The sequence below is a fragment of the Kitasatospora sp. NPDC059577 genome (assembly GCF_042735475.1).
Taxonomy (GTDB): Bacteria; Actinomycetota; Actinomycetes; order Streptomycetales; family Streptomycetaceae; genus Kitasatospora.
Map to the genome: position 1 here is coordinate 1 of NZ_JBHWBZ010000099.1, position 10,954 is coordinate 10,954.

Here is a 10,954-nt window from a genome sequence, read left to right on the forward strand (position 1 = left end):
GCCGGCCGCCGCACCCGGCCCCCCGGCCCCCGCCGCCCCGGGGCCGGGCGCCCCGGGGGGGGGCGCCCCCGCCCCCGCCCCCCCCGCGCGCCGGGCCACCGCCCGCCCGGGTCCCGCCCCCTCCGGCGGAGACGCGGCGCTGCCCGTGATCGGGCAGAACCGGGGCACCGGCCGCACGGACGGCTGCGTGAAGCCCTCCGACAAGGACACCGACCGGATGCCCTGGGCGCAGGCCTTCCTGCGCCCCGAGGCCGCCTGGCAGCTCGGCCGCGGCGCCGGGGTGACCGTCGCCGTCGTCGGCTCCGGGGTCGACCCGGCCTCCGGCGTCCTGGGCGAACGCCTGGTGCCGGGGCCGCGCGAGTACGGCGACGGCGGCTCCACCCGCGACTGCGTCGGCCACGGCACGTTCCTGGCCGGGCTGATCGCCGCCCGCCACCGCGACGGCGTCGGCTTCACCGGCATCGCCCCCGAGGCGCGGATCCTCGCCGTCGCCGTGACCGACGACGCCGGGAACACCACCGCCGCCCTGCTGGCCAGGGGCATCCGCGACGCGGCCGACGGCGGCGCCCGGGTGATCGCGGTCGCCCTGCCCGTCACGGCGGGCAACGAGGACCTGGCCGGCGCGGTCCGCTACGCCGACGGCAAGGGCGCCCTGGTGGTCGCCCCGGCCGCGCCCGACCAGGGCGGCGGCTCCGCGGCCGCCGCCCAGGCCCCCGCGGAGGTGCTCACGGTGTCCGACCTGGCCCCGAACGGCGCCCCGCCCAGCGGTGGTTCGGACTCCGGCGGCTCGGGCGGATCCGGCGGGTTCGGTGGTTCGGGCGGCTCCGGTGGTTCGGGCGGCTCCGGCGGTTCGGGCGGGCTCGGTGGCCCGGGCGGTTCGGGCGGGCTCGGTGGCCCGGGCGGTTCGGGTGGCTCCGGTGGTGCCTCCGGCGGGGCCGGGCGGATCGACCTGGTCGCCCCGGGGGACGCCATGATGAGCGTCGGGCCCGGCGGCAAGGGCTACTTCACCGGCTCGGGGCCCAGCTTCGCCGCCGCCGTGGTGGCCGGCACCGCCGCCCTGGTCCTCGGCTACCGGCCCGACCTCGGCCCGGCCCAGCTGAAGGACCGCCTGACCGCCACCGCCTACCACCCGGGCACCGCCCTGCCGGACCCCCGCCTCGGCTACGGCACGGTCGACCCGGCCGCCGCCGTCGGCGCCCCGGCGCCCGCCGCCGCGCCGACCACCCGCCCGGCCCCGACCGCGGCCGCACTCCAGCCGCCGCCCCCGGACCCGGCCGGCCGCGAGGCGATCGTCACGGCGGGCGCCGTCCTCACCGCCGTGGCCCTGATCACCGGCACCGCCCTGGTCTGCACGGCCGGCCGCCGCCGCGCCTGGCGCCCCGGCCGCTGGCAGGCCTGACCCGCCCGCTTCCGGCCGCCGGCAGGTTCGACCCGCCCGCCCCGGCGGGGGCTTGAGGACGGGCCCGAGAGCCCGTCGACGAACCCCCGCCGGCGCGGCGCCGCGCCCCGGCGGAAGGCCTCGCGCGCTCCGACAGGGCCCGCCGGGCCGAGCCGGTCCGCCGTTTCCACGTGATCCCGTTCAGCACCGGCCGGCCGGCCGAGCGCCGCCCGGCCCACGACCCCCGAACCGGGCAGGAAACGCGGCAGCACGGCCCGCCCGGCGTCCGAAGGCTCATGACGGCGCACCACGACCGGTACGACCTCCCGTCACGTGACCGGCCCCGAAGGCGGTCCCTACCAGGTGGGAACGGGCCCGCCCCCGAAGCCCACGGGCTGCGCGAAGCCTGCGGGGTGCGCGGGGTGCGCGAGGCTCGCGGGCTGCGCGGCGTCGAGGCTCATCCCCTCGGCGACCGCGGCGGCGAGTTCGAGGTGGGCACGGCGGGTGCGGTGGCGGAGCTTCGCGGGGTCGAACGTCCCGCCGAGGGCCAGGTGCTCGTCGAAGGGCAGGACGACCGCGGCCCGGCACAGCCGCTCGAAGTGCGCCACCAGGTTCTCCGCCTTCACCATCCGGCCCGTGCCGCGGACGCCGGAGATCAGGGTCACGCTGCGCCACGCCAGCGCGCCGTACCCGTTCGCGTGCAGCCACTCCAGGGTGGCGCCGGCGCCGCTCGCGCCGTCGACGCTGGTGGTGGCGGCGATGACCAGCTGGTCGGCGAGGTCGAGCACGGCGCTCATGGACCCGTGCAGCAGGCTGGTGCCGCAGTCGCTGAGGACGATCGGGTACTGGCGGGCGAGCAGGTCGACCAACTGCCGGTAGTCCTCGCCGCCGAAGCCGGTGGCGACCGCCGGGTCCGGGTCGTTGGCCAGGACCTCCAGCCCGCTGGAGGTCAGCGAGGTGAAGCGGCGGATGTCCATGTAGCCGGTGATCGAGGGCGCGACGGCCAGCAGGTCCTGGACGGTGGCCGCGGTCTCCCGGTGGACCCGCTGGCTCAGGGTGCCGGTGTCCGGGTTGGCGTCGACGGCGATCACCTTGTCGGACCGGGTCTCGGCGAGGACGGAGCCGAGCGCCAGCGTCGCGGAGGTCTTGCCCACCCCGCCCTTGAGGCCGACGACCGCGATCCGGTAGGAGCGCTGCAACGGCGTGCGGATGACGGCCTCCAGCCGCTCCCGCTCGCCCCGGCCGAGCGTGGTGCCCCGGCCGATCCCGCGCAGGCCCCGCCGCGCGGCGGGCGCGGCGTGTATGGCGGGCGCGTTGACCGCCTGCGCGGGCAGCGCGGGGGGAGCCGCCTGGACGGGCGGAGCCGGGTGGACGGGCAGCGCGGGGGGAGCCGCCTGGACGGGCGGAGCCGGCGGAGCCAGGTGGACGGGCGGCGCGGGGGGAGCCGTCTGGACGGGCGGAGCCGGCGGAGCCAGGTGGACGGGCGGCGCGGGCGGCACGGCGAGGAGCACGGCCGGCGGCGGCAGGTGCGGCGACGGTGGCGGCAGGTGCTGCGGCGGCAGGGGCGGGGGCGGCGCCTGCAAGGGGAGTGCGGCGGGCAGCGGCCGGGCCTCCGGAGGCACCAGCACCGTGCCCATGGCGTCCAGGGGCCGGTGCCCCCGGGTCTCGGTCCCCGGCAGGAGCGCGGGCTCCGGCAGCGGTGCGGCCTCCGGCAGGAGCGCAGCCCCCGACAGCGGTGCGGCCTCCGGCAGGAGCGCGGGCTCCGGCAGCGGTGCGGCCTCCGGCAGGGGTGCGGCCTCCGGCCGGGGAGACACGGGCCCGTACCCGGGGGCGAGGTCCCAGTCCGCGTCCTGCTCCAGTCGCCGTACCCGCTCGATGACCATGTGGTCGCCCGCCACGCCATCGCCTCCTGTCACCACATGTGCCCGACCCCCCGCCAACCTCCTCAACGGCCCGGGGCGGCGAACCCGTTCAACTCCGGAACCCGCGACCCCGGGCAGGCCGGAGGAGGAAGGGGCAGGCAGGTCGGGGCAGGAAGGGGAACCGGGCGGCGCCGTCAGGGCAGCGGCTGGTCGACCGCCGCGGCGACCAGGGCGGGCAGCTCGCGCATGTCGGCGAAGGTGCGGGTCCCCGGCCCGGCCAGCCAGTGCGCGGGGGTCAGCCCGCCGTGGAAGCCCAACGACCGCATGCCGGCCGCGCGGGCGGCCGCCACCCCGTACTTGCTGTCCTCAACCACCAGGCAGGCGGCCGGCTCCACGCCCATCGCCGCGGCGGCGTGCAGGAACAGGTCGGGGGCGGGCTTGCCGTTCTCCACGTCCTCGGAGCTGAAGATCCGTCCGGCGAAGCGCGGCAGCAGGCCGGTCCGCCCGAGGGTGGCGCGCAGCCGCGCGTGGCTGCTGGAGGAGGCCACGCAGTCCGCCGCACCGGCCCGCTCCAGCTCCGCCAGGGCCGCCACCACCCCCTCCACCGGGGCCAGTTCGGCGGCGAACGCCTCGTCGTAGAGGTGCTGGAAGCGCTTGTCCCAGCCGGGCTCCAGCGGCACGCTCGCGTGCGCCTCGACCTCGGCGGACATGAAGGCGTGCGAGCGGCCGAGGAAACGTTCGACGATCTCCTCCTGCGTCAGCGGCCACCCCACCGCTTTCAGCACCTGCTCGTCCACCCGGACCGCCAGGCGTTCGCTGTCGAGCAGCACGCCGTCGCAGTCGAAGATCACCAGTTCGACGGGAAGGGACATGCCCGCCACCCTACGGGCCGCCGCGCACGGGGCGGCGGCGGGGGGTGACGGGCAGTCGGCCCGGGGCACTCGGCCCGAGGAAGTCGGCCCGGCCTGCGGCTCAGTGCGGGTGACCCAGGTACGGGAAGGCGGGCAGCAGGTCGGTGTGCGGGCCGATGTGGTCGGTGGGCACCTTGCCGTCGGTCAGCATCGACAGCCGGGCGGAGGTGACGTCGTCGCTCAGCGTGCGCCCGTTCGGATAGCCGGCCGGGCGGGTGCGGTCGTAGCGCAGGACGTCCGGCAGGACCACGCGCAGCTGCGCCTCGGCCGCGTCCGTCGTGTACTCGCCGAAGTGCTGGAGAACGGCCGTCCACGGCTCGCGGTAGGTCTGCCAGTCCTCGGCCGGCTCCCCGGCGTTGTACGCGTCCTTGACGTCCTCCTCGTTGAAGTACGCCGTCAGCGACGGGTGCGCGCCGCGGTCCACCGACACCAGCCCGCCGTCCTTGCGCACGCTCACCCGCGCCCACACCCCGATCTGCGGCGCCTCGCCGAACTCCGCCTCCGGCGCCTCCAGCACGATGCCGAACACGTTCTTGTCCGCGCCCCAGTCGACACCCGTCCACCGGAACTTGGCGACGATGCCGTCCAGGTCGGCGAAGAACGGGTCGCTGCGCAGCCCCGCGCTCACCCGGTACGGGCCCGCCTCGACCACCGCCGGGGTGCCCGTGAAGCTCACCGGCGCCCCCGACACCAGCGGCGCGCCCGTCGCCTCGTGCCCGCGCGCCCCCTCGCCGGTGGCGCGCCGCACCGTCATGGTCTGCGGCCCGTCGGCCGGGTCGGAGAAGGTGAAGCTGAAGGCGAGGTCGGCCCGGTTGTCACCGTCGGTGTCGACGTTGATCCGGTACACCGCCTCCGGGTGGAAGGCCTGCCCGCCGGTCGGCGCGATCGGGTTCACGTTCATGACCAGCACGGTCCGGCCCGGCTCCGGCGAGGCGAAGGCGAACAGGTCGGTCAGGTCCAGGCGCGCGTCGCCGTCGGGCGAGCGCAGGTTCGGTCCGCTGAGGTGATGGGACAAGACGGTCTCCGGCTTCGAGTGCGTGCGTGCTTCGACATGCTCCGAGCGCAGCGAGCGTGCCGGGTGCTCCGGGTGCTCCGAGCGTTCCGAGTGCTCCGAGCGTTCCGGGTGCTCGCGTGCGTGCGTGCTTCGTACGGACGGCCCCGCCCCTGTGGCCATTGCTAGCACGCCCGCCTGCCCCCGGCCCGCCCGCTGCGCCGCGCGGGCGAGGAGCCCGGCGCCGGCCCTCAGCCCTGCGGGGCCGGCTCGCCGAGGAGCACCGGCAGGGTGCGGTGCCCGTCGGAGACCAGCGAGTCGACGGGCCGCGGCTCGGTGCGCGGGGCGGGGGCGAGGCCGGGGAAGCGGTCGAAGAGCATGCGCAGCGCGGTCTGCCCCTCCACGCGGTCCGGCGGGGCGCCGAGGCAGAAGTGCGGGCCGTGGCCGAAGACGAGACGGTCCTTGGTGGGGCGGGTGACGTCGAAGTCCGCGCCGCTGTCGCCGTAGCGGGCGGGGCGGCGTCCGGCGGCGTAGGAGGCGAGGACCGCCTCGCCCCGGGCGGTGGTGGTCCCGCCGGGCAGCTCGATGTCCTCCACGGTGTAGCGCAGCGGCAGGTGGAGGGCCTGCGCCCGGCCGCCGCCGGATCCGGGGCGAACCCGCAGGTGAGCCGCCGGTGCGTCAGGGACCTCCCGCACGGCGGGAATCCGCCGTCTGGTAGGGATGGGCGCCGTGAACACGAACCTCTTCTCCCCGCCGGCGGCCGCCGGGGCCGCCGCGATCCGCCGCCTCACCGGGCCCGGGTACCGGGCGCCGCTCCTGCTGGGGGCGGTGCTGGCCGTCGTGGCGGCGGCGCCGGGCGGATTCCCGCACTCGGCCGCGACGTTCCTGACGGCGATCACCGGGATGTTCGCGATGATCCCGCTCGCCGTGGTCCGGGTGTTCCCGGTGCCGGTGGGGGTGCTGCTGCTCGCCCTGGCCGTGGCGGTTCCGGCCGCCTCGCCCGCCGTGCGCCGCCGGGTGCGGCGCTTCCACCGGCCCGGCAACAGCGCACTGCTGGGCGGCCTCCTCGCCTCGGCCGCGGTCGTCGCGGGCTCCAGCGTGCCGGGCCTGGACTACGGCCTGGGCGGGGCGGGCCTGGCGGCACTGGTCGTGCTGCCGCTCGCCTGGACCGCCCGGCAGCTGGTGCTCACGGCGAACGGGCGGACGGCGAACGCTGCGGCGCCGAACGCTGCGGCGCCGAACGGCCCGACGGTGTTCGGCCCGGCGAACGGCCTGACGAACGGCCCGACGGCGAACGGCCCGACGGCCCGCGCCGGGAACGCCCCACGGCCGCGCGGCCCGTGGCGCTGGGCGCTCGTGCCACTGGCGGCCGTCGCCGCGGTGACGCTGGCCGGCTCCGAGGTGCCCCGCGAGGCCCGGCTCGCGCTGGCCAGGCCCGCCCTGACCGCCGCCGCCGAGCAGGCCCTCGACGGCGGCACGGCCCGCTACGCCTCCGGCTGGATCGGCGGCCTGCCCATCAGCAGCGCCGAACTCGTCGGCGGCGGCGTCAAGTTCACCGTCTCCGGGACGGGCGTGTTCGCCGCGCACGGCTACGCCTACTTCCCCTCGGGTGTCTCCGTCCCCCTCGGGTACACCCCGGTCGGCGGCCACTGGTACGAGTGGTCGGGGCCCGACCACTTCTGACCTCGGAGGCTGCGTGCCATTCCGTGGAGGCGCGCTACCCGGAGTGGGCCGCCCGGGCCGCCGCGTCGTCGGCCGCGTCGCCGGTTGCCCGGACGACGGGTGTGGTGTGCCGGGCGATCAGGGCGCGCAGTGCGTCGGGGGAGGAGGTGCCGCGCTTGGGCTACGAGTGGTCGGGGCCCGACTACTTCTGACCTCGGAGGCTGCGTGCCACTTCCGTGGAGGCGCGCTACTTCGAGTGGGCCGCCCGGGCCGCCGCGTCGTCGGCTGTGCCGCCGGTTGCCCGGACGACGGGTGTGGTGTGCCGGGCGATCAGGGCGCGCAGCGCGTCGGGGGAGGAGGTGCCGCGCTTGGGCAGGGTGAGGAGGCAGTTGCCGCTGCTGTTCAGCACCACGAACAGGCGCTCGGTCTCCAGGGAGCGCGGGACCCGCGTCCAGGGCAGGACGCGGGTGCCGCGCGCGTCGGTGACGCTCACCCCGGTGGCGTCCACCACCGCGCGGTACTCGCCGCCGCGCCGGGCGGCCCGCCGCTGCGCCGAGAAGACCTGGTAGCGCGGCGCGAGCAGGGCCAGTGCCACGAGCGCGGCGGCCGTCAGCGCGTCCGGGACGCCGGCCTCGCCTTCGGCCGCCTTCAGCACGCCGCCGAGCGCGGCGATGACGGCGGGCACCCACACCAGCACCCGCACCAGCCGACCCGCGGTGGTGTGCCGGGCCTGGGCGGCGAACGCCTCCCGGAAGTCCTCGGCCGTCGGCGCGTACGTCAGTTCCACCCGCTCCTGCTCCACCGCTTGTTCTCCTCGATCCGCTGTCCGGCTGATCCACTGTCCGGGGCGGCGGATCCTAGCAAGGGGCCGGCCCGGCGGAACCGGGCGGTCACCCCCGTGACCAGCAGCTTTTCACTTTCCTGCGCCCGCATGCCGCCACCGGGCCCACCCGCTACCCGTGCTCCGCCGGTCACGGTCCGGACACCCTGCTGCCCTCCCGGGCGACCCCGGGGTCGACTGGCAGCCGCAGTTCCTCGGCCGGCCCCTGGCGCAGCGGCGCCGCGACCGCACCGGTGCCGCCGAAGCAGGCCAGCGGCCCGCCCGCCGTTCCTCGGCCCGCGTTACCGTCGCGGCGAGTCCCCCGTCCAGGGCGTGTTGTGAAAATGATCGAGCTCGCCGCCTGGCAGCTCACAACCCGCGAATGGCTTCGGCCAGGTCAGGGCCGTAGGAAGCCCAGCAAATGACTGAGCCGTCGGGGTCGAGCTGCCCCATGAACCAGCCTTCACCAACTCTTGCAAGGCACATGTCATAGCTATGGAAGGCAATGATGACGTCGGGCTGGAGGACGTCATAGTCGGCGAAGCCGTGCTGTTCGACGACGACGAGTCGGTCAAGCGAGAGCAGATCCGCTTTGGCGTCATCCGATGCGGAGCGGACCTGCTCGATCGTCCATCCGTCGGGAAGAAGTGCGTTCACTGCCGCATGGTCGCAACGAACGGTGTCTCGCAGCCATTCGTTACTGACCTCGGCTCGTCAGGGTGAACCTTCTCGAAGTCCCTGATCGGTGCGGTGCGGTGGCTGTATCCGGTGGTGGGTGAGATATGCGGATGGGGGCGGGTTGACCGCCGTGGGACGGGTGCGCTGGGAGTCGGTGCGGATGCAGGCCGCCGAGTTGTTCGAGCAGAGAGTCAAGCCGCCGGAGGTCAGGCGGCACAGGAGCTGAGGTTCCTGGGCGGTCAATTCGGCTGCTACGTAGCCGAATCCGGATCGGAGGCGGACCGTGATGGCGTTCACGTGCGGCCGGGGTTCGCGGGCGTGGCGGTTCAGGCGCCGGCGCAGGTGGTGCTGCATCGATTCCGGTGGGTTCTTCGGCACGGGCCCATCCTGCCGGGTGTGGCGTCGGCGGGGGCCGGTCGTTGTCGGTCGGGTTTGCGTGCTGTCGTCCGTGGCGGCTCTTCCGCGCCTGGCACGTTGGTTCACCGGTCCGTCACACGTGCCGCGGCCGGCCGCCCTGTGCCGCCCGTGCCGCGCATTTCGACGGCCTTGCTGGAAGGTGCTGGTGAGGAAGGAGTTTTGACGATCTGTCGGGATGTGGGTGGACGGGTCTTCCGTTCGGGCAAACGGGGGGGGGGGGGGGGGGGGGGGGGCCCGGGGCCCGCCCCCCCCCCCCCCCCCCGCGCGGCCCCCCCGCTCCCGCCCCCCACCCCGAGCCCCCCACGTTGCCGTGGCCGACCCGGCCGACCCGGCCGACCCGGCCGACCCGGCCGGCCTGGCCGTCAGGCCGAGGGCAGTGCTCCCAGGGCGTGCAGGCCGGTGCGGCTGCCGCGGAAGACCGCCGACCCGGTGGCGGCCAGGAACACCTTGGTGTACTCGGTGCCCCCCGTGAGCCGTTCCGGTTCGTCCCGCCAGCGCGGCCGGCCGGTCGCGAGGTCGAACGCGAACAGCCGGTCGTCGTTCGTCCCCACGTAGACGCTGCCGTCCGCGGCGGTCATCGAACTCATCCCGCGCCCCAGGCCCATGGGAACGTTCGCCGTCCACATCGTGTCGCCGGTCCGCGTGTCCAGGGTCGTCAGCCGGTCCCCGCTGAGCAGGCACACCGATCGGTCGGCGACCGACAGCGGGCCCGCCACGGGCAGCCGTCCGCGCTGCCACAGCACCCGCCCGGTGGCCGCGTCCAGTGCGAAGACCGTCGAGGAGGCCGCCCCCGGGTCGGTCTGTCGCACGTGCACGACGCCCTGGTGGACGACGGGAGCGTCACCGACGGCGGCGACGGCGTCCTGGGCCCAGCGCCGTTCGCCGCCGTGCGCGTCGTACGCGAGGATCCCGCCGTAGCGGCCCGCGGTGTACACGGTGTCCCCGGCCAGTGCCAGGATGCCCGAGGCGCCGGGGTCGCTGCTCCAGCGCAGCGCGCCGGAGGCCGCGTCGTGGCAGTGCAGCGAGGTGCCGTGGGCGGTGAACACGCTGCCGCCGCCGACGACGGGCTGCTGCTGCCACGCGGACTCGTCCCAGTCCGGCAGCGGCGCCTCCCACCGGGGCTCGCCCGTCGCCGCGTCGAGGACGTGCACACCGCTGGTGGAGACCACGCACACCACGCCGTCTCCCGAAGCCAGCGGCCAGCCGCCCGAGTTGGCCAGCTGCCAGCCGTCCAGGGCGTCCACGGGCGGTGCCGCCCCGACCGCCCGGCTCCAGCGCACCGCGCCGGTGCGCGGGTCGAGGGAGCGCACGCTGCCGTCGTATCCCGAGGTGAACAGCGCCTGCTGCGGTCCGGCGGGCTGTCCGGCGGGCTGTTCGGCGGGATCGCCGGGCCCGGCGGCCAGGACGACCCGGCCGCCGAGGTCGGGCGAGCTCCACAGCCGCGGGCCGCGCACGTCGCCCCGGCGTGCCCACCAGCCGACTCCGCCGGCGACGGCGAGCGCGCCGAGGCCTCCGGCGGCGCTCAGCAGCAGTCTCCTGCGGTCGGGCCGAGCGGGCTGCGGGGGTGCCGGCGGGGCGGGGGGCTGGTGCTGGGTGGTGTCGGAGTTCACGACGGACATGACTTTCGGGTACGGACCTCTGGTTCCCGGGGCGGACGGGCGGCGACTAGAAGGTGGTCCAGTCGTCGTGGTCCGGGGTGCCGAGGGTGCGGACGCGCTCGCCGGCGGCGTCGTCGAAGGTGTCGGTGGCGATCTTGAACGACTGGCCGTTGGGGCGGAGCCCGAACAGGGTGACCTTCTCGTTGCTCTGGCCGGTCAGGTCGAGGTGGATGCACTGGCCGGGCGGCACGACCGTGGTCGACAGGTTGCCGCGCTTCTCGAACACCGCGTAGGACCCGTAGGTGCCGCCGGAGCAGAGGGTGAAGTCCGGCGCGAGCGTGGGCTTGGAGGTGGGCGTCGCCCGGGCGGCCACCGGCTTCGCCGCGTTCGACGCGCCGGTCGCCGGGGCGGCGGTGGCGGTGGCGGCCGCGGCGAGGCCGACGGCGGAGATCAGGCCGGCGGTCAGCAGCAGGCCGGTCGTCCGGACGGAGCGGGGGGTAGCGGGCACGGGTCCTCCAGGGCTTGTGAAGCGGGGGGGGGGGGTCGGCGCCGCCCGCGACGCCCCCCACCCCACGCAGGACGCCCAGGTCGGCGGCCACCCACACCCGCACGCACCCACACGCGCGCGCGCGGCGAG

The 10,954-nt window shown here is 76.4% G+C and carries 10 protein-coding genes; 2 read left to right on the forward strand and 8 right to left on the reverse strand.

What is annotated here, in order from left to right; genetic code table 11:
• Positions 1–187 precede the first annotated feature (187 nt).
• Positions 188–1,399, forward strand: a complete 1,212-nt coding sequence (locus ACFV0O_RS39760; protein ID WP_380349428.1) for a S8 family serine peptidase — start codon at positions 188–190, stop codon at positions 1,397–1,399.
• A 335-nt stretch (positions 1,400–1,734) separates the two neighbouring features.
• On the opposite strand, the gene ACFV0O_RS39765 is transcribed toward ACFV0O_RS39760, so the two are convergent.
• From ACFV0O_RS39765 to ACFV0O_RS39780, 4 genes are all read right to left on the reverse strand, one after another.
• Entirely contained in the window at positions 1,735–3,276 is a 1,542-nt protein-coding gene (locus ACFV0O_RS39765) for an AAA family ATPase (RefSeq protein WP_380349431.1), read from the reverse strand.
• Between the two features lie 158 nt (positions 3,277–3,434).
• A complete protein-coding gene (locus ACFV0O_RS39770; RefSeq protein WP_380349434.1) occupies positions 3,435–4,112 on the reverse strand; it encodes an HAD family hydrolase in 678 nt (225 codons plus the stop codon).
• A 100-nt stretch (positions 4,113–4,212) separates the two neighbouring features.
• Entirely contained in the window at positions 4,213–5,166 is a 954-nt protein-coding gene (locus tag ACFV0O_RS39775; protein ID WP_380349437.1) for a DUF4331 family protein, read from the reverse strand.
• A gap of 227 nt (positions 5,167–5,393) precedes the next feature.
• Positions 5,394–5,837 (reverse strand): hypothetical protein, encoded by a 444-nt coding sequence (locus tag ACFV0O_RS39780; protein WP_380349439.1) that lies wholly within the window; start codon positions 5,835–5,837, stop codon positions 5,394–5,396.
• A gap of 34 nt (positions 5,838–5,871) precedes the next feature.
• Here ACFV0O_RS39780 and ACFV0O_RS39785 point away from each other — a divergent pair, with 34 nt between their 5' ends.
• Positions 5,872–6,825, forward strand: a complete 954-nt coding sequence (locus tag ACFV0O_RS39785; RefSeq protein ID WP_380349441.1) for a hypothetical protein — start codon at positions 5,872–5,874, stop codon at positions 6,823–6,825.
• 226 nt (positions 6,826–7,051) lie between these two features.
• Here ACFV0O_RS39785 and ACFV0O_RS39790 read toward each other — a convergent pair whose 3' ends face one another.
• From ACFV0O_RS39790 to ACFV0O_RS39805, 4 genes are all read right to left on the reverse strand, one after another.
• The gene (locus tag ACFV0O_RS39790) at positions 7,052–7,606 is read right to left on the reverse strand and encodes a YcxB family protein (RefSeq protein ID WP_380349444.1); all 555 of its coding nucleotides are present in this window, start codon (positions 7,604–7,606) and stop codon (positions 7,052–7,054) included.
• A gap of 387 nt (positions 7,607–7,993) precedes the next feature.
• Positions 7,994–8,281 carry a hypothetical protein gene (locus tag ACFV0O_RS39795; protein ID WP_380349447.1) on the reverse strand — a complete coding sequence of 96 codons (288 nt, stop codon included), beginning with the start codon at positions 8,279–8,281 and terminating at the stop codon, positions 7,994–7,996.
• An 800-nt stretch (positions 8,282–9,081) separates the two neighbouring features.
• The gene (locus ACFV0O_RS39800) at positions 9,082–10,338 is read right to left on the reverse strand and encodes a PQQ-binding-like beta-propeller repeat protein (protein WP_380349449.1); all 1,257 of its coding nucleotides are present in this window, start codon (positions 10,336–10,338) and stop codon (positions 9,082–9,084) included.
• Positions 10,339–10,384: 46 nt separating this feature from the next.
• Positions 10,385–10,825 (reverse strand): hypothetical protein, encoded by a 441-nt coding sequence (locus ACFV0O_RS39805; protein WP_380349452.1) that lies wholly within the window; start codon positions 10,823–10,825, stop codon positions 10,385–10,387.
• Between the last annotated feature and the right edge of the window lie 129 nt (positions 10,826–10,954).

Bases quoted from the DNA above. Each gene is read 5' to 3' on its own strand.
- ACFV0O_RS39770 (WP_380349434.1), bottom strand. From the start codon at position 4,112: ATGTCCCTTCCCGTCGAACTGGTGATCTTCGACTGCGACGGCGTGCTG.
- ACFV0O_RS39800 (WP_380349449.1), bottom strand. From the start codon at position 10,338: ATGTCCGTCGTGAACTCCGACACCACCCAGCACCAGCCCCCCGCCCCG.